At 54.2% G+C, this 23,888-nt stretch carries 24 protein-coding genes; 13 read left to right on the top strand and 11 right to left on the bottom strand.

Translation table 11 applies throughout. From position 1 onward, the window contains the following. Positions 1–72: 72 nt before the first annotated feature. Positions 73–969 (bottom strand): phosphoribosylaminoimidazolesuccinocarboxamide synthase, encoded by an 897-nt coding sequence (locus NM686_RS19345; protein ID WP_255189455.1) that lies wholly within the window; start codon positions 967–969, stop codon positions 73–75. Positions 970–1,133: 164 nt separating this feature from the next. Between NM686_RS19345 and NM686_RS19340 the strand changes: the two genes are divergently transcribed. After that, a complete protein-coding gene (locus NM686_RS19340; protein ID WP_255189454.1) occupies positions 1,134–2,516 on the top strand; it encodes a type VI secretion system contractile sheath domain-containing protein in 1,383 nt (460 codons plus the stop codon). A gap of 29 nt (positions 2,517–2,545) precedes the next feature. Here the strand turns inward: NM686_RS19340 and pqqE are convergent, their stop codons facing one another. The 8 genes from pqqE to NM686_RS19300 form a co-directional block, all read right to left on the bottom strand. Then, entirely contained in the window at positions 2,546–3,673 is a 1,128-nt protein-coding gene (pqqE, locus tag NM686_RS19335) for a pyrroloquinoline quinone biosynthesis protein PqqE (RefSeq protein WP_255189453.1), read from the bottom strand. After that, positions 3,651–3,923: a pyrroloquinoline quinone biosynthesis peptide chaperone PqqD gene (gene pqqD / locus NM686_RS19330; protein ID WP_255189452.1), complete on the bottom strand. Its 273-nt coding sequence runs from the start codon at positions 3,921–3,923 to the stop codon at positions 3,651–3,653. The genes pqqE and pqqD overlap by 23 nt, the downstream gene beginning before the upstream one ends. Positions 3,924–3,950: 27 nt before the next feature. Further along, positions 3,951–4,514, bottom strand: a complete 564-nt coding sequence (locus NM686_RS19325; protein WP_255189451.1) for a Uma2 family endonuclease — start codon at positions 4,512–4,514, stop codon at positions 3,951–3,953. Between the two features lies 1 nt (position 4,515). Then, entirely contained in the window at positions 4,516–5,073 is a 558-nt protein-coding gene (locus NM686_RS19320; RefSeq protein WP_255189450.1) for a Uma2 family endonuclease, read from the bottom strand. A gap of 1 nt (position 5,074) precedes the next feature. Beyond that, positions 5,075–5,803 (bottom strand): pyrroloquinoline-quinone synthase PqqC, encoded by a 729-nt coding sequence (gene pqqC / locus NM686_RS19315; protein ID WP_255189449.1) that lies wholly within the window; start codon positions 5,801–5,803, stop codon positions 5,075–5,077. A gap of 9 nt (positions 5,804–5,812) precedes the next feature. After that, positions 5,813–6,724: a pyrroloquinoline quinone biosynthesis protein PqqB gene (gene pqqB, locus NM686_RS19310; protein ID WP_255189448.1), complete on the bottom strand. Its 912-nt coding sequence runs from the start codon at positions 6,722–6,724 to the stop codon at positions 5,813–5,815. Between the two features lie 105 nt (positions 6,725–6,829). Further along, positions 6,830–6,904: a pyrroloquinoline quinone precursor peptide PqqA gene (pqqA, locus tag NM686_RS19305; RefSeq protein WP_054760176.1), complete on the bottom strand. Its 75-nt coding sequence runs from the start codon at positions 6,902–6,904 to the stop codon at positions 6,830–6,832. A 150-nt stretch (positions 6,905–7,054) separates the two neighbouring features. Further along, complete coding sequence (locus NM686_RS19300) at positions 7,055–7,843, bottom strand: sulfite exporter TauE/SafE family protein (protein WP_255189447.1); 789 nt, start codon at positions 7,841–7,843, stop codon at positions 7,055–7,057. A 92-nt stretch (positions 7,844–7,935) separates the two neighbouring features. Here NM686_RS19300 and NM686_RS19295 point away from each other — a divergent pair, with 92 nt between their 5' ends. The 7 genes from NM686_RS19295 (at position 7,936) to NM686_RS19265 (ending at position 15,388) form a co-directional block, all read left to right on the top strand. Next, on the top strand, positions 7,936–9,186 hold the full coding sequence (locus NM686_RS19295) for a multifunctional CCA addition/repair protein (RefSeq protein WP_255189446.1): 1,251 nt from the start codon (positions 7,936–7,938) through the stop codon (positions 9,184–9,186). After that, complete coding sequence (locus NM686_RS19290; RefSeq protein ID WP_255189445.1) at positions 9,183–9,533, top strand: DMT family protein; 351 nt, start codon at positions 9,183–9,185, stop codon at positions 9,531–9,533. Before NM686_RS19295 ends, NM686_RS19290 begins: the two co-directional genes overlap by 4 nt. Positions 9,534–9,558: 25 nt before the next feature. Then, positions 9,559–10,404, top strand: a complete 846-nt coding sequence (locus NM686_RS19285; RefSeq protein ID WP_255189444.1) for a 23S rRNA (adenine(2030)-N(6))-methyltransferase RlmJ — start codon at positions 9,559–9,561, stop codon at positions 10,402–10,404. A 22-nt stretch (positions 10,405–10,426) separates the two neighbouring features. After that, positions 10,427–10,852, top strand: a complete 426-nt coding sequence (locus tag NM686_RS19280; protein ID WP_255189443.1) for a hypothetical protein — start codon at positions 10,427–10,429, stop codon at positions 10,850–10,852. Positions 10,853–10,886: 34 nt separating this feature from the next. Then, on the top strand, positions 10,887–12,326 hold the full coding sequence (gene tldD / locus NM686_RS19275; RefSeq protein ID WP_255189442.1) for a metalloprotease TldD: 1,440 nt from the start codon (positions 10,887–10,889) through the stop codon (positions 12,324–12,326). Between the two features lie 53 nt (positions 12,327–12,379). Then, positions 12,380–13,711: a metalloprotease PmbA gene (gene pmbA, locus NM686_RS19270; protein WP_255189441.1), complete on the top strand. Its 1,332-nt coding sequence runs from the start codon at positions 12,380–12,382 to the stop codon at positions 13,709–13,711. Positions 13,712–14,107: 396 nt separating this feature from the next. After that, positions 14,108–15,388: an HD-GYP domain-containing protein gene (locus NM686_RS19265; RefSeq protein WP_255189440.1), complete on the top strand. Its 1,281-nt coding sequence runs from the start codon at positions 14,108–14,110 to the stop codon at positions 15,386–15,388. Positions 15,389–15,640: 252 nt separating this feature from the next. Here NM686_RS19265 and NM686_RS19260 read toward each other — a convergent pair whose 3' ends face one another. Continuing rightward, on the bottom strand, positions 15,641–16,660 hold the full coding sequence (locus NM686_RS19260; protein WP_255189439.1) for a quinone-dependent dihydroorotate dehydrogenase: 1,020 nt from the start codon (positions 16,658–16,660) through the stop codon (positions 15,641–15,643). A gap of 7 nt (positions 16,661–16,667) precedes the next feature. Next, a complete protein-coding gene (gene thiO / locus NM686_RS19255; protein ID WP_255189438.1) occupies positions 16,668–17,759 on the bottom strand; it encodes a glycine oxidase ThiO in 1,092 nt (363 codons plus the stop codon). A 441-nt stretch (positions 17,760–18,200) separates the two neighbouring features. On the opposite strand from thiO, the gene NM686_RS19250 reads away from it, so the two are divergent. From NM686_RS19250 to tkt, 5 genes are all read left to right on the top strand, one after another. Next, complete coding sequence (locus NM686_RS19250; RefSeq protein ID WP_255189437.1) at positions 18,201–19,112, top strand: porin family protein; 912 nt, start codon at positions 18,201–18,203, stop codon at positions 19,110–19,112. A gap of 124 nt (positions 19,113–19,236) precedes the next feature. After that, a complete protein-coding gene (gene pip, locus NM686_RS19245) occupies positions 19,237–20,181 on the top strand; it encodes a prolyl aminopeptidase (protein ID WP_255190451.1) in 945 nt (314 codons plus the stop codon). Positions 20,182–20,185: 4 nt separating this feature from the next. Next, on the top strand, positions 20,186–20,773 hold the full coding sequence (locus NM686_RS19240) for a UbiX family flavin prenyltransferase (RefSeq protein ID WP_255189436.1): 588 nt from the start codon (positions 20,186–20,188) through the stop codon (positions 20,771–20,773). Between the two features lie 271 nt (positions 20,774–21,044). Beyond that, on the top strand, positions 21,045–21,692 hold the full coding sequence (hxlA, locus tag NM686_RS19235; protein WP_255189435.1) for a 3-hexulose-6-phosphate synthase: 648 nt from the start codon (positions 21,045–21,047) through the stop codon (positions 21,690–21,692). Positions 21,693–21,841: 149 nt separating this feature from the next. Next, positions 21,842–23,851, top strand: coding sequence for a transketolase (gene tkt / locus NM686_RS19230; protein WP_255189434.1), 2,010 nt, complete (start codon positions 21,842–21,844; stop codon positions 23,849–23,851). Positions 23,852–23,888 lie beyond the last annotated feature (37 nt).

The raw sequence follows: 23,888 nt of genomic DNA, 5'->3' as shown, positions 1-23,888 counted from the left end.
TTTAGCGCCAGCAAAATAAAAAGGCCGCAGCGATTCAAACCGCTGCGGCCTTTTTTATGGGTTAGGAAAAGTTTAATTGCCGGTCAGTTTTTGCTCGGCTTCCCGGTATTTTTCCGCGCATTTTTGCGCCACTTCGGCCGGTAATTTCGGGCCGGGCGCCGTTTTGTTCCAATCCAGGGTTTCCAGATAATCGCGCAGGTATTGCTTGTCAAAACTGGGCGGACTGATGCCGACCTGATACTGCTCGACCGGCCAGAAACGAGAGGAATCGGGTGTTAAGGCTTCATCTATCAAATACAGTTTGCCGGCATCGTCCAAGCCAAACTCAAACTTGGTATCGGCGATGATGATGCCGCGCTGGCGGGCATATTCGGCTGCGGTGGTATACAGCTTCAAGCTGGCGTCGCGCACCTGCTCGGCAAGGTCCTGCCCCATCAATGCCGCCGTGTCGGCAAAGCTGATGTTCTCATCATGTACGCCGACTTCGGCCTTGCTGGAAGGGGTGTAAATCGGTTCCGGTAGTTGTTGCGCCTGTTGCAGGCCTGCCGGTAGTTGAATCCCGCACACAGAGCCGCTGGCTTGATAATCCTTCCAGCCCGAGCCGATCAGATAACCCCGCACGATGGCTTCAACGGGTAGCGGTTTCAGGCGTTTGACGATGATGGCGCGGCCTTCGATCTGGCGCCGCAATTCGGCGTCCGGCACCACTTGTTCCAGCGTCAGGTCGTCGGCCAAGTGGTTGGGGATAATATCCCGCATTTTTTCGAACCAGAAGTTGGACACCCGAGTCAATACACGGCCCTTACCCGGAATCGGGTCTGGCAAAATCACATCAAAAGCCGACATACGGTCAGTGGTGACGATCAGTAAATGGCGATCGTCGATCTCGTACATGTCGCGGACCTTGCCGCGCCCGAGCAGTTTCAAATGTGGCAGGGAGGATTCGTAAAGTGCGGCAGGAGCATTCATGGTGCGGCGCAGTCAGTAATTAAGGAAGCGAAATTTTAGCATTAAACGCCTCATCTGCCGTTACCGGGGAAGCGGATAAGTCAGGTCGAGACGCCGAGCTTGTTGGAAACGTTGGGGTTTGATACTGTCTTCAATTCCAAATGACGAACGCCAAGGGAGACATCATGTCGGGCAGAATCGATTTTACAGTGGATTTTAAGCGGGCAGGCGAAGACCATGAGCGTAATAGCGATGGATGTTATCGGATCTATGTTTTAGGCAATTTCTCCGGCCGGACGAGCGTTCCGTTAGGGCTGCGAAAAATCATCCCGGTTACCCTGGATGAGTTTGATCGGGTCATGGCTCAAGTCGAGCCAACGTTCGAATGGGAGTCAGGGCTGAGATTGCGGTTTCAAGCGCTGGAGGATTTTCATCCCGATGTTTGGTTGCCAAAAGTGCCAATAATCGCTGATTTGTTGGCGTTAAAACGGGAATTGAGCAATCCGGTCACGGCCGACAAGGCGGCGGCAAAAATCCAAGCTTTTTTGCCGGCCGATGAGGCCGGCAAGGAAGATGCTTTAGAAACACAGGAGCCTCACGAAACTGAAGCGGAAATGTTGGAGCGCCTGCTTGGTCGAAAACCTGAATCAACCATGCTGCAAGCCCAGAGCGTCGATCGTCTGATCGAACGGATTGTTTCGCCCCATATCAGCCCGACCGTCCAGGTGCGTCATCAACGCTTGCTCGGTCTGATTGACGCGACGATAAGTCAATATCTACGCATCATTTTGCGGCAACCCGGTTTTCAGGCGCTAGAGTCGCTGTGGCGGGCGACGGCTGGCTTGCTGAATGAAGATTTCGCGGATGAACAAAGCGTGTTTTTGGTCGATATAAGCCAGGCCGAATTATTGGCCGATGTGCAAAGCGGAGGGCAGGGCTTGCGGCAAAAACTGCTACAACATCTGCAGACTGGCGACGGCGAGCGGGAGGTGTTGTTGATTGGCGATTATCGTTTCTCGGCTGGCGAGAGCGATGTTGAGTTACTCGGTTTATGTGGACGATTGGCGAATGCCTGTGGGGGGCATTTTTTGGCGGCTGCCGACGCTTCTTTGATAGAAAACGCCATTTTGCCCGCCGCAGGGCAGGCGGAAAAAAGGAATCTTGTTCAGGGCATTAACGCGGGTAGTGTGATACTCGCTTATCCGCGCTATTTGTTGCGTTTACCGTATGGCGAAAAGCGCGCCCCCTTGGAAACCTTGGCCTTCGAAGAGTGTTCCGCCGTGCCGCACGTCGATGAGCTGTCATGGGGCAATCCGGCTTTTCTTTGCGCTCGTGCCCTGATCCGATTGTGTCGGGCGGAAAATGCCCAAGAAGCCTTGTTTTTTGCCGATATTCCAGGCTTTGCTTTTACGAAGGACGACGAGCGAATTTTGCAACCGGGAACCGAAACGGTTTTAACCGAAGCTCAAGCCAATGCGTTATTGTCTCAAGGCATCATGCCGCTGATCGGTTACCATCGACGGCAAGGTGTACGCTTATTGGCGATTTCGCCGTTGTCCTATCATTGAATAGCGTAAGTCAGGGGGCTGACGCATACTCAAAACAATTGCCTGGAATTTTTACTATTACGGAATATCAATGGCTGCTCGTCACCAGCCAAGGCCGTTTCCCTTGCCGAGGCAATGGCTTGATCGACTAGATGCCGGTTCGGCGATTTGCTGCAGACGGGGTCGGTGCTGTACATGTCGCCGCTGAATAAGAATGCCTGGCAGCGGCAGCCGCCGAAGTCTTTATGTTTTTCGTCGCAGCTGCGGCAAGGTTCCTGCATCCAGTCGGTGCCGCGGAAGAAATTGAAGGTCTTGGATTCGTTCCAGATTTGTTCGATGCTGAAATCCTTGACGTTCGGGCAATCCAGGCCAGGTAGTTCGCGGGCGGAGTGGCAGGGTAGCGCGGTACCGTCCGGAGCGATGGTCAGGAAGGTGGTGCCCCAGCCATTCATGCAGGCCTTGGGCCGGTCTTCGTAGTAGTCCGGTACCACGTAATAAATCTTCATTTTGCCGGCGACTTTTTCCTTGTAGGCTTGGGCGATTCTTTCGGCTTCCTCGAATTGTTCCCTGGTCGGTAGTAGTGCGTCGCGATTGATGTGGGCCCAGCCGTAGTATTGGGTATTGGCCAATTCCAGATAATCGGCGCCGAGGTTGTCCGCCATTTCCAGAATCTGGGGCATTTGGTGGATGTTCTGCCGGTGGATCACCACACACAGCACCATGGGGTAACCGTGCTTTTTGACCAGACGGGCGACTTCCTGTTTATGCTGGTAGGTTGCGGTGCCGGCGATGTGGTCGTTGAGTTCTTGGGTGCTGGCCTGGATGCTGACCTGGATATGGTCGAGGCCGGCTTGTTTCAGCTCGATGATTTTCTGTTCGGTCAGGCCATAGCCGGACGTGATCAAGTTGGAGTAATAACCCAATTCGCGGGCGTAACGCACCAGTTCTGTCAAATCTTGTCGGGTCAATGGTTCGCCGCCAGAGAAGCCTAGTTGTACGGCCCCCATCTTGCGGGCTTGGCTTAAAACCCGTTTCCAGTCCTCGGTATCGAGTTCTTCGGGATATTTGGCGTAATCCAGAGGATTGGAGCAATACGGGCATTGCAGCGGGCATTTGTAACTGAGTTCCGCCAGCAGCCAGCGCGGCGGAGTAGGTTTAGTCTTGTCTGATCCAGCCATTTTGCAGTGCGATGTTCAGAAAGTTGTGGATGTCGTTACCGAGGCCCTGGGTCGCGAATTTTTCTTCGAGTTCGGCGACGATTTGCGGCAAGTTATGGGCGCCGTCGCAAAGTTTCAGTATCTCGGCCGAGCTTTGATTCAGCTCCACCATGCCTTCCGGGTAGAGTATCACGTATTTTTGCTGGGCCTCTTCCCATTGCAGGCGATGCAGCGGCGAAAACTGTAGGTTGGAATCGGGGTTGATGCTCATGTGCGTGGCTGGTTGTGGTCTAAAAATTTAGACGGGTTCAATGTCTTCAAACATATCCGCTAGGCTGAAACTGATGCCCAAGCTCTGGAATTCGCAATCGGCATCGCCGTGATAGTCGTGCAGCAGCCAATCGTTATCGGCGGTGCGGCGGAAGCACTCGACCCGGCGGGCGTCTATGTCAACGATGACATATTCTTGCAATGACTCCAGGCTACGGTAGGCGGCAAATTTGCCGCCGCGATCATAGGCGGCCGTAGTGTCAGACAACACTTCGACGATCAGCGTTGGATGCGAAATATAGTGCTGATTTTTCAGGTCGTCCGGATGGCAGGACACCATGACGTCCGGATAGAAAAACGCATCGGCGGCTTCGACGTGCAGTTTCAAGTCGGAAATGTAAGCCCGGCATGGCGTGCCGCGCAAGCCTTGTTTCAGGCCTGCGAAAATATTGCCCGATACGACGACATGATCCTGCCTTGCACCGACCATCGCAAATACCTCGCCGGCGACGAATTCGTGCTTTTCGGCTTGCCGTTCTTCCCAGGTCAGGTATTCTTCGGCATTGAAGCGCAATTGTTCAGCGGTTTGCATGTTAGCCAATGTCCTCGAATATTTCCGTTAGCGGCAGGCGCAAGCCCAAACTGTTTAGCTCGCAATCGACTTCGCCGACATAATCGTGCAGCAACCAGTCGTTGTTATGCATGCGACGGAAGCATTCTACCCGGCGGGCGTCTATGTCGACGATCAGATATTCCTTCAGTGATTCCAGTTTGCGATAGGCGACGAATTTTCCACCGCGATCATAGGCGGCCGTCGAATCGGATAGCACTTCGACGATCAGCGTCGGATGTGAAATATATTGATCGGCCTTGTTGTCGTTTTGATCGCACGACACCACAACATCCGGATAAAAAAAGGCATCGACAGCTTCAATGCGCAATTTCAAGTCGGCCATATAAGCGTGACAGGGCTTGCCGCGCAGGCGTTGTTTCAGGCCAGCGAAGATATTGCCTGAGACGACAACGTGTTCACGTCGTGCGCCGACCATCGCAAACACCTCGCCGGCGACGAATTCATGCTTTTCTACTTGGGTTTCTTCCCATGCCAAAAAGTCGTCGGCCGTCATGCGCAGGCGTTGTGCGGTTTGCATGTCATTGCTCGATGTTGAAATACGGCGGCATGTTGGCGACATAGGCCAGATACATCGCATCGGCCATGCTCCACAGCACGTCCAGTTTGAATTTCAGGATTTGCAGCATGCGCTCTTGTTGTTCGCGGGTCTTGTACCAATCCAACGTCAATTGCAGGCCGTGTTCGACATCGCGGCGGGCTTCGGTCAGGCGTTTCTTGAAATAGATGTAACCTTCTTGTTCCACCCACGGATAGACTTCGGGCCAGTTGTCCAGGCGCTGTTGATGAATTTTCGGCGCGAAAAGTTCCGTCAGCGAAGAACTGGCGGCTTCGTGCCATTCGGCGCGACGGGCGAAATTCACGTAGGCATCCACCGCGAAGCGCACGCCGGGCAGCACGTGCTGCAAAGAAGTGATTTCTTCACGCGTCAGGCCGACCGCGATGCCGAGCCGTATCCAGGCCTCGATGCCGCCCGGATCGCCGGGGTGGCCGTCGTGATCCAGGATGCGCTGCACCCATTTGGCGCGGGTTTCTCTATCCGGGCAATTGGCCAAAATATTGGCGTCCTTGATCGGAATCATCACTTGATAATAAAAGCGGTTGGCAACCCAGCCTTGCAATTGCGCTTTGTTCAGTTTGCCCTCATTCATCATCACGTGCATCGGATGATTGATGTGGTAATACTTTTCCATGCCGCGCAGCTTGGCTTCGAATTCTGCGCGGCTCCAAGGTTGATTATCTGTCGTCATGAAACACCTTTATAAGTCGATTTCCAAACCGTCGTAAGCCACTTCGATGCCGTATGTCTCCAGGGTCTTACGCTCGGGCGAATCTTCGTCCAGAATCGGATTGGTGTTGTTGATATGAATCAAGATCTTGCGTGCATTCGGTACGTTGTTCAGCACTTCTATCATGCCGCCGGGGCCGGATTGCGGCAAGTGGCCGATCTCGCGGGCGCGTTTTTGGCTGATGCCCTGCGCGACCATTTCATCGTCGGTCCAGAAGGTGCCGTCCACCATCAGGCAATCGACGTTTTGCATGGCCTTGAATACGTGCGGTTCGATCTCTCCCAATCCGGGCGAATAATACAGCTTCTTGCCAGTAGAAATTTGTTCGACGATGACGCCGATATTGTCGCCGTCATGCGGATCGTGCCGGTGCGGGGAATAGGGCGGCGCCTTGCTTTTCAGGGCATGGGCGTAAAGACGAATGTCGTCTATGCCGGGAATCTCGAACGGGGTTTCGTCGCAGGCAATGGCACGATGATTGACCGTGCAGTAATCCTTCAGCATGTTGAATAGCGGAAAGCCCGTGGTCAGGTCCTGCCTGATCATTTCGGTGCAATACACGTTAAGCGGTTTGCCTTCGCGCAGCATCAGCATGCCGGTGGTGTGGTCGATCTGGCTGTCGATCAAGAGGACGGCCGTGATGCCAGTATCGCGTATGCCTTGTTTGGGCTGGATGGCGGGAAAAGCCTCCAGTTGGGCGCGGATGTCCGGCGAGGTGTTGAACAGCAGCCAGTTGCGATCATCGGTGCTGATGGCGATCGACGATTGGGTGCGGGCTTTGCCATTGAATTCGCCTCTGCGGAAGCGGCCACAGTTATTGCAATTGCAATTCCACTGCGGAAATCCGCCGCCGGCGCCGGCGCCGAGAACTCTGATCTTCATGATGTGAGGTGCTTGAAATGATAATCGCCAAATGATACGGGATTCAAAAACGGCAGGCAAAAAAAAGGGGCAGGTTGTGCCCCTTTTTGTGAACAGCCGTTGCTATTAACGGTTGTAGATGTACATGGTGACTTCAAAACCGAAACGCATGTCGTTGTAAGCTGGTGTTTCCCATTTCATTTGTATACCCTCCAGAGGTTTGTTGTTGTGTGCTAGCTTGATCAACAAAGCTGCCCGAAGTATACGATGAAGTTTTTTTTCGCGCAACTGAGCAATCAAACGCTGTTCAGCCTAGCTATGAGCGGCGTATTGAGACTAAGTTCCTTGTGTTTACCAAGCCATTTTTATCGCGATCAGCAGCAGCACGATGGCAAAGTAGCGCTTGAGCTGGTGCGCCGGTAAACGATGGGCCAGCTTGGCGCCAAGGTGGGCGGTAAAGATGCTGGTCATGACGATGCCGGCAAAGGCAGGAAGATAAATGTAACCCAGGCTGCCAGCCGGTAAATCGTGTTCATGCCAGCCTAGGGCCATATAGCTTGCTGCCGCGGAAATCGTGATGGGCAGGGCGCAGGTGGAGGAGGTGGCCACGGCATTTTTCATCGCCAGACCGCCGCCGGCCAGGTACGGCACGCTCATCGTGCCGCCACCGATGCCGAGAATCGCCGATAGCACGCCGATCAACAAGCCCATCGGAAAATCCAGATATAGTCTTGGTTTATGCGCCGTCGCGGCATTTTTTTTGGGTAAAGCCATTCGTAAGCTGGTGTACAACAAATAGCCGATGAAAAACCAGCGCAGATTGTCGGCGCTTAAATCTTCGGCGACGATGGCGCCGCCGGCAGCGCCCAGCAACAAACTGGGGCCAAGGCGAAAGGCGCGGTGCCAATCGATATTGCCGAGTTTATGATGGGCGCGTACCGAGGCGGCTGAGGTGAATAGGGCCGTTGCCAGCGAGGTGGCGACGGCTACGAGCATGACATGCTCTGGCTTGAAAGCCTGGGAGGCCAGCAGCCAGCTGAGGAGGGGGACGATCAGCGCGCCGCCGCCAATGCCGAATAATCCTGCGCTGAGGCCGGCCAATAGGCCTAGTGCCAGGCTGGCGAAAAAAACTTCCATCATGATTGAAGGTATCGGGTAGGAATAAGCAAAGCACTATAATAACGACTCATTTATACTGTGCGTTTAAATTCAACAACAGCGAGTCAGGCTACATGAAAATCTATCTGGTTGGCGGTGCGGTACGCGATCGTTTGCTGGATTATCCGGTTTTGGAACGGGATTGGCTGGTCGTGGGCGCAACGGCGGAAACCATGCTGGCCCAGGGTTATAAGCCGGTTGGAAAGGATTTTCCGGTATTCTTGCATCCAGAGACCCATGAAGAATATGCCCTGGCTCGCACCGAACGCAAAACGGCGCCCGGTTACAAGGGCTTTGCGGTCGACGCCAATCCAGGCGTGACATTGGAAGAAGATTTGCTGCGCCGTGACTTGACCATCAATGCGATGGCGATCGACGATGAGGGGGTATTGGCCGATCCATTTCAGGGGCAGCGGGATTTGCGTGATCGTATCTTGCGTCATGTTTCCCCGGCTTTCAACGAAGATCCGGTGCGGATTTTGCGCGTGGCCCGGTTTGCGGCGCGCTACGCGCATTTGGGGTTTAAAGTCGCGGAAGAAACCAGGCAATTGATGCAAGATATGGTGGAAAGCGGCGAAGTCGATCACTTGGTGCCTGAGCGGGTATGGGCCGAGCTTTACAAAGCCTTGACCGAAGCGAGTCCCGCGGCGTTTTTCCAAACCTTGAAGGACTGCGGTGCTCTGGCGGTGATATTTCCGGAAATTCAAGCGTTGTTCGGCGTGCCGCAACCGGCCAAATATCATCCCGAGATCGACACCGGCGTGCATAGTTTGATGGCGTTGACGCAGGCGGCAAAACTGTCCGGCAAGCCGGAAGTGCGGCTGGCGGCGCTGCTGCACGATCTAGGCAAGGCGTTGACCGAGCCAAAATACTGGCCGAGCCATCATGGCCATGAACGCAAAGGCTTGCCGGTCTTGGAACAATTTTGCCAGCGCTTACGGGTGCCCAAGACGGTGAAGAGTTTATGCGCGCAAGTGATGGAATATCACACACATTGTCATCGGGTATTGGAATTGCGCCCCGACACCTTGACCGAAATGCTGCAAAATATCGGCGCATTCAAGGCCGATAATCAATTGCCGGAGTTTTTGCTGGCGTGTGAAGCCGATGCTCGAGGCCGCACCGGTTTCGAGCAAACGGCCTATCCGCAAGCCGATTTCATCAAGGCGGCGGTGAAAACGGCGATGGCGGTGGATACGCGATCGGTGTTGCAACCCCATTTGCAGGGCGCGCAAATCGGCGCGGCGATTCAGCAATTGCGCAGCAAAGCCGTCGGCAGCCTCAAGCAACATTATCGGCAATCCAATTCGATCAATCAGGCATGAATCCAGTCTTAATGTCCATCGGTTTACTGGTTTGCAGCAATGTCTTCATGACGTTTGCCTGGTATGCCCATCTGAAGGAACTCAATCACAGGCATTGGCTGTTCGCTGCGCTATTGAGCTGGGGATTGGCTTTTTTCGAATATTTGTTACAAGTACCGGCCAACCGGATCGGGCACTCGGTGCTCAGCGTCGGTCAACTGAAAATCATGCAGGAAGCGATCGCGTTGAGCGTGTTCGTACCGTTTTCGGTGTTTTACCTGAAAGAGCCTTTGAAACTCGACTACCTGTGGGCGGGGTTATGCTTGCTGGGGGCGATTTACTTCATGTTCAGACCCAAACTGGTCTGATGCACCTCAATAGCGGAATCCCATCATGTTGAGTTATCGCCACGGTTTTCACGCCGGCAATTTTGCCGATGTGTTGAAGCACAGCTTAATTGCACTGGTCATCAATGCCCTGAAGCAAAAAGACAAACCCTTTGTTTATATCGATACCCATGCGGGTGCCGGCAAATACTCGTTCAAATCCGAATTCGCCCAGAAAACCGAGGAGTATCAACAAGGCATTGCGAGGATTTGGGCGAATCAACAGCCGCCGATAGAATTGAAGGATTATCTGGCTGCGGTGCGGGCGGAAAATACCGGCAAACAATTGGTGCGTTACCCCGGTTCACCGCAATTGGTGCGGCGCTTGGTTCGTGCCCAGGACAGGTTGCTGTTATCGGAACTGCATGGCAGTGATTACGAAAGCCTGCAGCAACTCTTTGCCGGTGACAAACAGGTCAACGTCGCGAAGGAAGACGGCCTGCAACGGCTGGCGCAAAAACTGCCGCCGATTCAGAAGCGCGGCTTGATCCTGATCGATCCCAGCTATGAAGTGAAATCCGATTTCAACAAGGTGGTCGATGCCATCCAGACCGCGCATCGCCGTTTTGCCACGGGTATTTACGGCTTGTGGTATCCGGTTATCGAACGCGGCAATACCGAAAGGTTGTTACAAAATTTGCAAGCCACGGGTATTCCCAAACAGTTACGCATCGAGCATTGTGTCGCGCCTGACGGTTCGATGCGAGGCATGACGGGGTCTGGTATGCTGTTCATCAATCCGCCTTGGCAGTTGCAAACTCAGGCGGAAACGCTGTTACCGTGGCTGGATCAGGTTTTGACGGGCGGGCAGGGCAGCTGGAAAGTAGAATGGATGGTGCCGGAGTCGGTGTGAGCTAGGGTTGTCGCGAATGGGCATGATAAAGAATAATCTTGATTTGATCCTGGTGGCCGTTGTTGCGTTGGCCGTGGTCATGTATGACGTGACGATCGATTGGGTTTTGAGCCTGTTACATCTGATATTCGAGCTCATTCATATCGCTTACGAATGGTTCGAACTGGGCATAGAGCATAGTGTCGAACATTTGTTCCATACCACCCGCCATGGCAGCCAGATCGTTACCTTTTACATATTGGTGCTGATAGCCTGCGGCTTGATTTATGGCTTTTGGCGCGTCTTGCCGCGTTGGCTGGAACGGATCAAACAATTTGCGAACGACTCTTGGGTACGGCGCAAAACCGAGTGGGAACTCTATTGGCTTTCGTTGACCCTAACCAAAAAGATCTCGTTGGTGGTGACCGCATTGAGCGTGGCCTATATTGCTTCGTTTTTTGTGATGTGACCTAATCGCTTTACCTTTATTTTTTGTGGTACTCATGCCTTTATCAGAACAAGTCAAACAGACCATTCTCGCCGCCAATAGCCTGCAAACGCAGGATATCGACCGGGTGATGGCTACGCTGCTCAGCGCGCCGGTCGACGCGGCCGATATTTATTTTCAATCCAGTCATTTCGAATCCTGGTCCATGGAAGGCGGTATCGTCAAGGAAGGCAGTCATTCGATCGAGCGTGGCGCCGGCGTGCGGGTCGTCAGCGGCGACAAAACCGGCTTTGCCTACAGCGATCGCATCGAGTTGCCGATATTGCTGGAGGCCGCGAACAATGTCAAAGCCATCGTCAGGCAAGGTCAACACGCGCGGCACAAAATCGAAACGCCGCAAAATTGGCCCAAACTCTATGAACCCTTCAATCCGTTGAAATCCCTGGACGATCAGGAAAAAATCGATTTATTGAAACGGGTCGATGCTGAAACCCGCAAGCTGGACAGCCGTATCGAGGAAGTGATGATCAGCCTGGCCGGCGTTTATGACAGCGTTCTGGTGGCGAATCCGGATGGTTCGTTAATGGCCGATGTCCGGCCGCTGGTGCGGATGAACGTCAGCGTCATCATGGTGGAAAACGGCAGGCGCGAGCAGGGTAGCATGGGGGGCGGCGCGCGTAGCGATTACAGTTATTTTCTCGACAGCGACAGGGCGTTCGAATACGGACGCGAAGCCGTGCGGCAAGCTCAAATCAATTTGCAGGCGGAAGAGGCACCGGCCGGTAACATGATCGTCGTGCTCGGTCCCGGTTGGCCCGGTATTTTGTTGCATGAAGCCATAGGGCATGGTCTGGAAGGCGATTTCAACCGCAAGGGCACGTCCGCGTTCAGTGGTCGGGTCGGCGAGCGCGTGGCCTCCGATCTTTGCACCGTGGTGGATGACGGCACCTTGCCTGGACGCCGTGGTTCCTTGAGCATAGACGACGAAGGCACGCCGACCGAAAACACCGTGTTGATCGAAAGAGGCATTCTGAAAGGCTATATGCAGGACAAGCTGAACGCGCGCCTGATGGGCGTCAAGCCTACCGGCAACGGCCGGCGTGAATCCTACGCGCATCTGCCGATGCCGCGCATGACCAACACCTATATGCTGCCTGGCGAAAGCGATCCCGAAGAAATCATGCGGTCGGTGAAAAAAGGCCTGTATGCGCGTAATTTCGGCGGCGGCCAGGTGGACATCACGTCCGGCAAATTCGTGTTTTCGGCCAGCGAAGCCTACCTGATCGAAAACGGCAAGATTACCCGGCCGGTCAAGGGGGCTACCTTGATAGGCAATGGCCCAGACGTTTTGACCAAGGTTTCCATGGTCGGTAACGATATGCAACTGGATAGCGGCGTCGGCACCTGCGGCAAGGAAGGCCAGAGTGTGCCGGTCGGTGTTGGGCAGCCCACGTTGAAAATCGACGGTTTGACCGTCGGCGGGACCAGCGTTTAAGTATTTTTTAGGTCGCATGCAGGACCTAAATCAGCAATCAAAGAGAAGTCATCTTGCAAAATCAACAAGAAATCAATCGTTTAAAAGATGTCGTACAGCAGTTGCTGGACGAAGCCAAACAACAAGGCGCCAGTGCCGCCGAAGCGGCGTGTAGCATAGACAACGGCTTGTCGGTGTCCGCGCGGTTGGGCGACGTGGAAACCGTCGAATACCATTGCGATCAGGGCATAGGCGTTACGGTATATTTCGGGCAAAAAAAAGGTACGGCCAGCACCAACGACGTCTCGCCCGACTCCTTGAAGGAAACCGTCAAGGCCGCTTGCAGTATCGCTCGTTACGCCAGTGACGATGAATACGCCGGCTTGCCCGATCCCGACCAGCTGGCGACCGATTTTCCCGAATTGGATTTGTATCATCCTTGGGGCATTAACGCCGAAAAAGCCATTGGACTCGCCATCGAATGCGAAAATGCCGCCCGCCATTACGATGCCGCCATCAGCAATTCGGAGGGGGCTTCGGTCAGTACCCATCAAGGTACCCGGGTGTTTGGCAATTCGCTGGGTTTTTTGCAAGGCTACCAATCCAGTCGACATTCCATCAGTTGTTCAGTGTTGGCTGGCAGCGGCGATGCGATGCAACGCGACTACTGGTATAGCGTGGCGCGCAACGCGGCGCTGCTGGAATCCGCGCAGCAGGTCGGCGAAATGGCGGCCGAACGTACGGTGGCGAGGATAGGCGCCCGCAGTCTCAGCACCCGCCAATGTCCGGTAATGTTTGCGCCGGAAATGGCCTCGGGCTTGATTGGCGCGTTGTTGGGCGCCATCAGCGGCAGCAGCTTGTATCGCAAATCGTCGTTTTTGCTGGATAGTCTCGATACCCAGGTGATGCCGGATTTCGTGCGCATACAGGAACAGCCTTTGTTGGTGGGCGGACTGGGTAGCGCCAGTTACGACGCCGAAGGCGTGGCCACCCAGGCCCGCGACATCGTCAAAGACGGGGTTTTGCGCTCGTATATCCTCAGTACCTATTCGGCTCGCAAGCTCGGCATGAAAAGCACCGGTAATGCCGGTGGGGTGCATAACATCATCGTAGAGGCCGGCGACAACGATTTCGCCGGCATGCTGAAACTATTGGATACGGGCTTGCTGGTTACCGAATTGATGGGGCAGGGCGTGAACCGTGTCACCGGCGATTATTCGCGTGGCGCCTCCGGTTTCTGGGTTGAAAACGGTGTGATTCAATATCCGGTGCAGGAAATCACGATTGCCGGCAACTTGAAAACCATGCTGCGCAACGTCGTGGCGATTGGCAATGACGTAGATTTGCGCGGTAATATCCGGGTGGGATCGGTGTTACTGGAGCAAATGGCCATTGCCGGTGAATAGGGCAAAAAGCCGATATTCAAGTTTTGCGGGGCATTATAATCTTGGCCGGCGCTGCGGCAGTCGCCGGCAGGGCGAAGCCATCATTATGAGACTGCCATAACAGCCAAAAACGCCAGCGCTATTCGGCCATAGCTGAAGCTATGGCAGGCCAGAGTACTGACTGGCGTGAAAAGCCTTTAGGAATGAACATGAAATAATCTATGCAAGGATTCGGTGTAGGTGGGGCTTTATCCGCGCCTACCATTGTCGAGCTTATTTCTCACACATTCCTTAGCTTTTCCACTAAGAATTTGGGCCTGAGAGGATTTTTACGGCAAGCCAATTTGCAGGCGAATCAATTTGCGCGTTTTAATCCGTTTTATGTTTGGTTTCATCAATTAAAGTGATTGAGTTTTTATGACGAACGGAATTCACAACCTAACGATTGATACGATCGACCTGGTACAGATCAATGTAAAGGATCTGAAAATCGGCATGTTCGTGTCCAAACTGGATAGACCGTGGCTGGAAACCAATTTTCTGTTTCAAGGTTTTGAGTTGAAAACTCAAGCTGACATCGATGCCGTGCAAAAGCAGTGTGATTTCGTGTACATCGACGTCAGTAAACAGACCCAGGTGCCGCGTTATGTTGCGCGCGGCACAGCCTATACCAAGGACTATCTGGACCATGTCAAGCCGCCGGAAAAGCGGAAATCTTTTGCTCAGGAAATCAAAAGAGCCGAGAATATTTACCACAAAACCAGTTCGCTGGTGAAAAGCTTCATGGAAGAAGTGCGGCTGGGTCGCCCTATCGATGTGATGGTTGCGAAGAAAGCCGTGGCGGCTTGCGTGGATAGCATTCTCAATGCGCCGGATGCCTTGATGTTGATGACGCAATTGAAAAAACGCGATGAATATACCGCGCAGCACAGCATGAATGTCTGCGTTTTTTCGATTGCATTGGGCAGGCAGATCAATCTATCGCTCGACGAGCTGAATAACGTCGGATTGTGCGGCATGATGCACGACATGGGCAAGATGCTGGTGCCGCTGGAAATTTTGAATAAACCGGGCCGGCTGACGCCCGAAGAATTGCCCGTGATGCAAAGCCATGCCGCCAAGGGCTGGAGCTTGTTGATGAGAACCAGCGGCATATATGCGGGGGCGATCGACGTGGCTCACATGCATCATGAACGTATTGACGGAACGGGTTATCCGCGGCAATTGAAGGGTGAACAAATTACGCCGTATTCGCGTATCGTGGCGATTGCCGACATGTACGATGCGGTCAGCAGTGATCGCATCTATAAGCCCGGCAAGTCGCATCTGGAGAGCATTAAAATTCTGACCGATGCGGCAGGCAGCCATCTCGATTCCGCGTTGACGATGAAATTCATCGAATGCCTGGGGATTTATCCGGCAGGCAGCATAGTGGAATTGGCCAGTGGGCAGGTCGCCCTGGTGCTTGAAGTCAATCCCAAGGTCAAGCTGAAACCCAAAATCATGATATTGCAGGAAAAGCTAAACCAGCCCTGCCTTGAGTTCGTGGTCGACCTGGCCATGTTGAGTCAGAATGTCGATGGCCGTGATTATGTCATCAAAAAAGTGCTGCGCCCCGATGAGTGCGGCATAGACTTGAGCACATACGTGAAGGCTGGACTGTTTGAAAAAGTGCTGGCGAACGAGGAGCGAAAGTAACTTTATGATGTTGGTGATTGTTGCGGGTCGGTGGCATTACTCTGAAAGTAGCAAAATCTGAGGGTGCGGTTGCTTGTTGGGCAGGCGTCGGCGGCAAGGATGCCGCCGTCGAGCCTACATGGATGTATTCACGGCGGCCTGTCCGGCAAGCAACCTTACCCTGAAGACTATTTTCATTTGCCGGGGTGATTGCCTAGCCTTCATGAGCGTTAGGTTGAGCTTTATTGTCCGCTCAACTTAATGTCATATCCATCACTCCGCAAGAGTTTGCAGGACTTCCTCAATCAAAGCGGGGCCTTTGTAAATCAAGCCGCTGTATATCTGCACCAGGCTGGCGCCGGCATCGATCTTTTCCTTGGCATCGAAACCCGACAGAATGCCGCCCGCGGCAATGATCGGCAATTTGCCGTTCAATTCCGCCGCAAGCCCTTTCACTACCAGCGTCGAGCTCTCTTTGACCGGGGCCCCGCTGAGACCGCCGGTTTCGGTGCCGTATTGATGACCTTGCACTTTATCGCGGGCAATCGTGGTGTTGGTGGCGATGACGGCGTCGAGGCCATATTCCAGCAGCAATTCGGCGATATGGCGGATTTCTTCCGCCGTCAGATCGGGGGCGATCTTGACCGCAATCGGCGTGTATTTTCCGTATTCGGCTTGCAGTTTCGTTTGCTCTCGTTTCAGCGCCTCCAGTAGATGCTTGATTTCGTCGCCCTGTTGCAACTGGCGCAGATTTTTCGTGTTGGGCGAAGAGATGTTGATCGTCACATAGCTGGCGGCTTGATAGCTTTTGCGCAAGCCGATCAAATAATCCTCGGTGGCGTTTTCCAGCGGTGTATCGGCATTCTTGCCGATATTGATGCCTAAAATGCCGCGATAGCGGCAGCGCTCGACTTGCCGCAACAAGTGATCGATGCCGAAGTTGTTGAAACCCATCCGGTTGATGATGGCTTGGTGTTCGGGTAAACGGAACAGGCGAGGCTTGGGGTTGCCAGGCTGCGGGCGCGGCGTGACGGTGCCGATCTCTATGAAACCAAATCCCAGTGCGGCCAGCGCATCGATGTAATCGCCGTTTTTATCCAGGCCGGCGGCCAAGCCCAGTGGGTTCTTGAAGTCCAGACCCATCACGCGCAGCGGCTTGTCGACGGATTGCGCGCGAATCAGGGTGGAAAGACCGGTCTTGTCGGCCAGTTTCAGCAGCGCGAGTGTGGCATGGTGCGCGGTTTCGGGATCGAGGCTAAACAACAGCGGGCGTAGTAGCGGATACAGGTTCATGGTTCGCTCAATGGGTCAAGGCATAAGGAGTTGGGTCGACGCTGGTCGGGCGCTGCAAGATCAAGTCGGCCAGCAAGCGGGCCGAAGCCGGGCCCATGACCAGGCCGTTGCGAAAATGTCCGGCATTGATGCTGAGATTGTCGATGTCGGGGTGAAAACCGATATAAGGAATGCCGTCAGGGGTGCCGGGGCGCAGGCCGGCCCAATGTTCGCAGACCCGGAAATTTTTTAGCTCCGGCAGCAAGTCGGTGGCGAAGCGATAGAGTGCTTCCTTCGCTTGCGCGGTGGTGGTTTTTTCAAAGCCGGCCTGTTCCACCGTGCTGCCGGCCAAAATCTTGCCGTCACGGCGCGGGATTAAATATTGATCACCATCCAGCACCATATGCATTAGCGTGTCGGGTAGGGCATCGAACAGCAGCATCTGGCCGCGGACAGGCTGGATGTTCAGCGCCACCGATGCCCGCGGCAGCCATTTTTCGAGTAATTTCCCCGTCCAGGCGCCGGCGCAGATTATGGTCTGCTTGGGGCGGAAACTTTGCTGGCCGATCGTGACGCGCGTCAGTTGCCGTCGCTGAAATTCAATGGCGCTGATTTCGCTGTGTTCGATCAAGCGGACGCCCAATTCCGTCACATAGGCCTTCAGGGATTTCAACAGTCTGGGATTGCGGGCTTGGGCAACCTCCGGCAGCCATAGCGGGCGATCGGGTGTCGTCCGAAAGTTCCGCAACATGGTTTCGGACGCGTCCTGATAGGCGATATTGCGATTTTGGCACCAGGCTACGGCCTCGGCATAATCCGGGTTTTTGCAAATCAACATGCCGCAGGGCAGCCATTCGGGATCGATGCCGCTGGCTTCGCGTAACTCTCGGCTGAGACTGGGGTAGCGTTGCAAGCTGTCGATGACGAGGTCCGATATCGCGGCGGCCTGCCGCCAGGGATAGATCGGTAACAGAATGCCGCCGCCGGCCCATGAGGCCTCCTGGCCTGTATGGGATTTGTCGATGACGGTGACCGTTAGGCCCGCCATCCGCAGTTCGCGCGCGGTCAACAAACCGCTGATGCCGCCGCCTATGATCAGGATGTCTGTGTCTTGGTTCATTTGCTGAGAGTTGGGCTTAAATTATGCCGCAAGGTAACATTAAATCGCCTTGTTTTGCTGTTTTCCTGGGTATAAAGGCTCGTTTGCCCGTCTAAAGAATGTTTGAAACGATCATATTCTGGTCCGCCATGATGCTGATGAAAATTTTTCACGATTTCCGCCGGACGATGATGTTTTCTCCTAGCGTTGAGCGTGCTTAAATCCGGTGATGGCTAAGTGCGAATTTTAAACTAAATGTTGTTTTTTTTTAACAGTCGATGATTCGTCTTTATTTTGCTGATGTAGGTTATTGATCTAAATCATGTTTTTGTGCAAAAAAAATTAACGTCAAAACTTGTAAGGATGCAAGACTGCTGCTATTATTGCCAACGGCAAAAAAATCTGTGTTGCAATTAAGCAAAATGCAGCCTGTCTAACAACAATAACCCTTGGGGGACGACAATGACATTTAAGAAAAATCAACTGGCGCTGGGCCTTGCCGCGGCGTCTTTATCCCTGGCAATCGTTGCCCCTGCGCAAGCGGCTACCGATAGCAAAGCGGAGCGCGTTGCCGATGCCGCCGCCAGAAAGACCGAAGCGCTGGAATCGCAAATGGAACAAATGGCTGCGCAAATGCAAGCCATGCAAGCCGAATTGAGCCGTGTCAAGGCCGAGTCTTCTAAAACCGCTACCGAATCCGCCAAGGTGCAGGAACTGGATCAGTGGATGGCTTCTGTCAAGTCCGCTCCAGCCGTGTCTCTTTCTAAAGATAACTTGGTTGCGGTGCGCGGCGGATGGACTCGTGTGGATGATGCCAGATCGAATGGCAACTGGTTTGAAGAGGGTGGTCTGTTGTCCAATAACACCGACAACGACGGTTTCTATTTCGGTGGCGCGTTCGACTTCAACATCAACAACGATTTGTTTGGCTTGATGGATGGCACTTCGTTCGCGATTGAGTTGGGCGTTGAATATGCCGAGTTTGGCGATGGCACCAATGCGTTGACCGATGGTACCTTGACCGCTCTTGCAACAGCTGATAGAACCAAGCAGGTTCCGTTGAACGCCGGTTCGCCTCGTTCCACCGACGCCCGTTTAAGATTGAGTGCTTCTCCAAAAATCAAATTCATGCATGGCAGTAAATTCCGTCCCTGGATCATTCCTATTGGTTTAGATGTCAATATCCTGGGCGTGCCTTCGAACGCGGTTTCCGTATTGAACTCCGGCATGCAGTTCGGTGGTGGTGTTGAGTACGAATTGTATCGTGGCATCGTGATTGGCGCGGATACCCGCTACCACTATTCAACCACCGAAATCGATGGCACCGAAACCGATGGTTTCAGTGCCGGTGGTTCAGTCGGTTTCAAATTCTAATTTGTCAGCTCTCCAGGCACGCAAGGGGAAGGCGAAAGCCTTCCCTTTTTTTGTGTCTGTCTGGCCATGCTTGCTTGTGCCGTGTCAGACTGGTTTGTGCCGGCGTGTAAACTTGTAGTCGATGATGAAGTCCCTTTATCCTGAAATCAGTCCTTTCCACGCCTTCTTGCTCGAAACCGAGAGTTGTCATCGGGTTTATGTCGAACAATCCGGTAACCCGGCGGGTATTCCGGTGATTTTTTTGCACGGCGGTCCTTGTTCCGGCACCAAGCCCGATCATCGGCGTTTTTTCGATCCGGAGCGCTATCACATCATCCTGATGGACCAGCGCGGTTGTGGGCAATCGCTGCCGTTCGGCGAGCTCGATGGCAACACGACCCAGGATTTGCTGGCGGACATGGAGGTTATTCGTGAACGCCTGCGTATCGATAGCTGGTTGCTGTTTGGTGGTTCCTGGGGCGGAACTCTGGCCTTGTTGTATGCGCAGCGTTATCCGCAAAGGGTTGCGGCCATGATTTTGCGCGGCGTATTTCTGGCACGGCAAACCGATATGGATTGGTTTTTGCGCGACGGTGTCAATCGCATCTATCCGCAAGCTTGGCAGGCGTTATTGCAAGCGGCGGCTGCCGAAGCCGGCGAAGACGTATTGCAAAAGCTCTGTCTCGCTGTTTTCGGTAACGAGGAGGCGGTGGCGAAACGGGGTGCCCGGCAGTGGCTGGCCTGGGGTGGGCAGGTGGCGCTCGGTAACGAATATCGCGACGATGATCAGCCTCTGCCGGAAACGGCGGTCAAACAAGTGCAAATGGAATTGCATTATGCGAGGAATGCGTATTTCGTCGCCGAAAATCAGATTTTGCGCAATTGCGCCGTTTTGCAGGATATTCCGGCTATCATCATTCACGGTCAAAACGACTTGACCTGTCCTTTGGAGGCGGGCTGGCGCTTGCATCAGGCCTTGCCTCGGGCGAAATTCGTGGTGCTGCCGAATGCCGGGCATGTTGCCAAAGGCGAGGAAATGATCGCTGCGCTGGTTGCGGCCACGGATGAGATGGCAATGGCACTGGCTTGAAATAATGAATAAAAAACGATTGGTCATTGCGATGACCGGCGCCACTGGCGCGATTTATGGTGTGCGTATGCTGCAGGTGTTGCAAGGTTTGCCGGAATGGGAGACGCATCTGGTGATTTCCGCGGCCGGTCTGGTCAATTTGAAATACGAGCTGGATATGGATAGAGCGGCGATTTATCAGTTGGCGGACGTTACTCATGGCATCAATGATATTGCGTCCTGTATTGCCAGTGGCTCGTTCAAGACGGAAGGGGTGGTCATCGCACCCTGTTCGATGAAAACCCTGGCGGCCGTGGCTCATGGGTTTGGCGATAATTTGATTTCCCGCGCCGCCGACGTGGCCTTGAAGGAAAGACGCAAAACCGTGCTGGTGCCGCGTGAAACGCCGTTGAATCTGGCGCATATCCGCAATATGGCGGCGGTAACCGAGATGGGAGGGGTGATTTTTCCGCCGATGCCGGCTTTTTATAACAAGACCGATTCAGTCAGGGCGATGGTGGATGAGGGGGTCGGGCGAATCCTGGACATGTTTGGCGTCACGGTAGCCGGTCTTTTCAGGCCGTGGACTGGCTTGAATGGCGAAATCTGCTGATATTGAGCAAAGATTACCGGTTGCCGCCCGAAACCTGAAGCGGGTTTTTGCAGGGAGAATTGGCTGAAAAACCAAATAAATAACAAAATTTAGCGAGTAAATGGCGGGCTTTCAATTGACAGGGGGGCTCGTTCTGATTTAGAGTTGCTGCCAGCTTTTTTATTGCCCATCAACGACGGTTGTTTCTTTGCTGCTTCAAGGCGGGTTGTCCAGATGTTGGTGAGCGGTCCTTATAACTATAACTGTAACTGTAACAATCGGAGCACATCTCATGGCAAGACCATTAATTCAAATGGCGTTGGACTCACTGGATTTCGACCAAACCGTAGCATTGGCGGATCAAGTAGCGCCGTATGTGGATATTTTCGAAATCGGTACCCCTTGCATCAAATACAACGGTATCAACCTGGTTAAAGCGTTGAGAGAACGTTATCCTGACAAACTGTTGCTGGTTGACCTGAAAACCATGGACGCTGGCGAATATGAAGCCGGTGCATTCTATGCGGCTGGCGCCGACATCTGCACCGTATTGGGTGTGTCTGGTCTGGCTACCATCGGTGGCGTCATCAAGGCGGCGAAAAAACACGCGGCCGAAGTTCAAGTTGACCTGATCAACGTGCCGAACAAAGCAGAGTGCGCACGCGAATCTGCAAAATTGGGCGCGCAAATCATGGGCGTTCACACCGGTCTGGACGCGCAAGCCGCGGGTCAAACCCCATTTACCGACCTGAATGAAGTTGCCTCATTGGGCTTGAACGTTCGTGTTTCTGTTGCTGGCGGTATCAAACCTGCGACTATTGATCAAACCGTTAAAGCGGGTGCAAACATCATCGTTGTCGGCGCTGCGATCTACGGTGCGCCGTCACCTGCTGAAGCTGCCCGCGAAATCCGCGAATTGGTTGAAGCCGCAGCTGCATAAGCCGACATTGGCAATAGCTAGCTTTATCTAGGCAAACGGAGGACGGATGGCGAAGGCCACCCGTCCTTTGTTCGTTTTAAAACCGTAATAATCAAGCGGCCATCGTGCCGCAATCTCAGCATTCATCATTATAAATTAAGGAGACCAACATGCCTTCGCGCCGAGACTTAGCGAACGCCATCCGCGCACTCAGCATGGACGCCGTACAAAAAGCCAACTCAGGACACCCTGGTGCCCCGATGGGGATGGCTGACATCGCAGAAGTATTGTGGAACGACTTTCTGCAACACAACCCCACCAATCCCAAATGGGCAAACCGTGACCGTTTCATCCTGTCCAACGGCCATGGCTCGATGCTGATTTATTCGTTGTTGCACTTGAGCGGCTACAACCTGCCGATCGAAGAACTGAAACAGTTCCGTCAATTGCACTCCCAAACCCCAGGCCATCCGGAATACGGTTATACCGAGGGTGTCGAAACCACCACCGGTCCCTTGGGTCAAGGTATCACCAACGCGGTTGGTTTCGCGTTGGCCGAACGCACCCTGGCCGGCCAATTCAACCGTCCTGGCCATGACATCGTCGATCACCACACCTACGTATTCCTGGGCGACGGCTGCTTGATGGAAGGTATTTCCCACGAAGCCTGCTCGCTGGCCGGCTCCATGGGTCTGGGCAAACTGATCGCCTTCTACGACGACAACAACATCTCGATCGACGGTGAAGTGCGTGGTCACGGCAACGTGCACGGCTGGTTCCACGACGACACCCCGAAACGCTTCGAAGCCTACGGCTGGCACGTGATTCCAAAAGTCGACGGCCACGATCCGGAAGCGGTGAGAAAAGCCATCGAAGAAGCCAAAAAAGTCACCGACAAACCGTCCATCATCTGCTGCCAAACCATCATCGGTTTCGGTTCGCCGAACAAGCAAGGCAAGGAAGAATGCCACGGTGCCGCGTTGGGCGAAACCGAAGTTGCTGCGACCCGCGAACAACTGGGTTGGCCGCACGCTCCCTTCGAAATTCCGGCCGACATTCGCGCCGGTTGGGACGCCAAAGCCAAAGGTGAGCGTCTGGAACGCGCCTGGAACGAAAAGTTCGCCGCCTACAAAGCCGCGTATCCTGAACTGGCCGCCGAATTCGAACGCCGCATGGCCGGTGAACTGCCGAAAGACTGGCACGAAAAAGCCAATGCCTTCATCGCTGCCGTCAACGACAAAGGCGAAACCATCGCCAGCCGTAAAGCCTCGCAAAACGCCCTGAACGGCTTCGGTCCGTTGTTGCCTGAACTGATGGGCGGTTCCGCCGACCTGGCCGGCTCCAACCTGACCTTGTGGTCCGGCTGCAAAGACGTCTGCGCGCCAGGCCATGACGGCAACTACGTCTACTACGGCGTGCGCGAATTCGGCATGGCCGCCATCATGAACGGCATCGTGCTGCACGGCGGTTTCCGTCCGTATGGCGCCACCTTCCTGATGTTCAGCGAATACGCCCGTAACGCGCTGCGTATGGCCGCACTGATGAAAGCGCCGAGCATCTTCGTATTCACCCACGACTCCATCGGTCTGGGCGAAGACGGCCCGACTCACCAGCCGGTCGAACAAACCGCCACCCTGCGCATGATTCCGAACATGCAAGTCTGGCGTCCCTGCGACGCGGTGGAATCGGCCGTGAGCTGGAAAGCCGCGATCGACCGCCAAGACGGCCCGAGCACCTTGATCTTCTCGCGGCAAAACCTGCCGCACATGGCGCGCAGCCAGGCGCAGATCGACGCGATCAGCAAAGGCGGTTACGTGTTGCGTGACGAAGGCACACCCGATGCGATCATCATCGCCACGGGCTCCGAAGTCGAACTGGCCGTCAAAGCCGCCGAAGCGCTGGAAGCCAAAGGCAAGAAAATCCGCGTGGTGTCCATGCCGTCTACCAACGTCTTCGAAGCGCAAGACCAGGCTTACAAAGACAGCGTATTGCCGCCTAGCGTCAGCAAACGCGTGGTCGTTGAAGCCGGCGTCACCGATGGCTGGTGGAAATATGTCGGCAGCCATGGCAGAATCGTGGGTCTGGACCGCTTCGGCGAATCCGCGCCGGCCGGACAACTCTTCAAAGAGTTCGGCTTCACCGTGGACAATGTCGTCGCCAATGTGGAAGCAGTGCTGTAATTAGTCATGTTTCAGCCGGTTCTTGCGGGCTAGTTCG

The sequence above is a fragment of the Methylomonas rapida genome (genome assembly GCF_024360925.2).
GTDB lineage: Bacteria > Pseudomonadota > Gammaproteobacteria > Methylococcales > Methylomonadaceae > Methylomonas > Methylomonas rapida.
The sequence above is the reverse complement of the archived record's forward strand: the minus strand, read 5'-3'. Positions and strand labels throughout refer to the sequence as shown.

What these genes read in the sequence shown, in the direction of transcription:
- pqqC (WP_255189449.1), bottom strand. Translation starts at nt 5,803, where the DNA reads ATGACGACAGATAATCAACCTTGGAGCCGCGCAGAATTCGAAGCCAAG.
- NM686_RS19345 (WP_255189455.1), bottom strand. Translation starts at nt 969, where the DNA reads ATGAATGCTCCTGCCGCACTTTACGAATCCTCCCTGCCACATTTGAAA.
- NM686_RS19265 (WP_255189440.1), top strand. Translation starts at nt 14,108, where the DNA reads ATGACGAACGGAATTCACAACCTAACGATTGATACGATCGACCTGGTA.
- tkt (WP_255189434.1), top strand. Translation starts at nt 21,842, where the DNA reads ATGCCTTCGCGCCGAGACTTAGCGAACGCCATCCGCGCACTCAGCATG.
- thiO (WP_255189438.1), bottom strand. Translation starts at nt 17,759, where the DNA reads ATGAACCAAGACACAGACATCCTGATCATAGGCGGCGGCATCAGCGGT.
- hxlA (WP_255189435.1), top strand. Translation starts at nt 21,045, where the DNA reads ATGGCAAGACCATTAATTCAAATGGCGTTGGACTCACTGGATTTCGAC.
- NM686_RS19325 (WP_255189451.1), bottom strand. Translation starts at nt 4,514, where the DNA reads ATGCAAACCGCTGAACAATTGCGCTTCAATGCCGAAGAATACCTGACC.
- pqqB (WP_255189448.1), bottom strand. Translation starts at nt 6,724, where the DNA reads ATGAAGATCAGAGTTCTCGGCGCCGGCGCCGGCGGCGGATTTCCGCAG.
- NM686_RS19285 (WP_255189444.1), top strand. Translation starts at nt 9,559, where the DNA reads ATGTTGAGTTATCGCCACGGTTTTCACGCCGGCAATTTTGCCGATGTG.
- pqqE (WP_255189453.1), bottom strand. Translation starts at nt 3,673, where the DNA reads ATGGCTGGATCAGACAAGACTAAACCTACTCCGCCGCGCTGGCTGCTG.
- NM686_RS19320 (WP_255189450.1), bottom strand. Translation starts at nt 5,073, where the DNA reads ATGCAAACCGCACAACGCCTGCGCATGACGGCCGACGACTTTTTGGCA.
- NM686_RS19300 (WP_255189447.1), bottom strand. Translation starts at nt 7,843, where the DNA reads ATGATGGAAGTTTTTTTCGCCAGCCTGGCACTAGGCCTATTGGCCGGC.
- tldD (WP_255189442.1), top strand. Translation starts at nt 10,887, where the DNA reads ATGCCTTTATCAGAACAAGTCAAACAGACCATTCTCGCCGCCAATAGC.
- NM686_RS19280 (WP_255189443.1), top strand. Translation starts at nt 10,427, where the DNA reads ATGATAAAGAATAATCTTGATTTGATCCTGGTGGCCGTTGTTGCGTTG.
- pip (WP_255190451.1), top strand. Translation starts at nt 19,237, where the DNA reads ATGAAGTCCCTTTATCCTGAAATCAGTCCTTTCCACGCCTTCTTGCTC.
- NM686_RS19250 (WP_255189437.1), top strand. Translation starts at nt 18,201, where the DNA reads ATGACATTTAAGAAAAATCAACTGGCGCTGGGCCTTGCCGCGGCGTCT.
- NM686_RS19340 (WP_255189454.1), top strand. Translation starts at nt 1,134, where the DNA reads ATGTCGGGCAGAATCGATTTTACAGTGGATTTTAAGCGGGCAGGCGAA.
- NM686_RS19295 (WP_255189446.1), top strand. Translation starts at nt 7,936, where the DNA reads ATGAAAATCTATCTGGTTGGCGGTGCGGTACGCGATCGTTTGCTGGAT.
- pqqD (WP_255189452.1), bottom strand. Translation starts at nt 3,923, where the DNA reads ATGAGCATCAACCCCGATTCCAACCTACAGTTTTCGCCGCTGCATCGC.
- NM686_RS19260 (WP_255189439.1), bottom strand. Translation starts at nt 16,660, where the DNA reads ATGAACCTGTATCCGCTACTACGCCCGCTGTTGTTTAGCCTCGATCCC.
- NM686_RS19290 (WP_255189445.1), top strand. Translation starts at nt 9,183, where the DNA reads ATGAATCCAGTCTTAATGTCCATCGGTTTACTGGTTTGCAGCAATGTC.
- NM686_RS19240 (WP_255189436.1), top strand. Translation starts at nt 20,186, where the DNA reads ATGAATAAAAAACGATTGGTCATTGCGATGACCGGCGCCACTGGCGCG.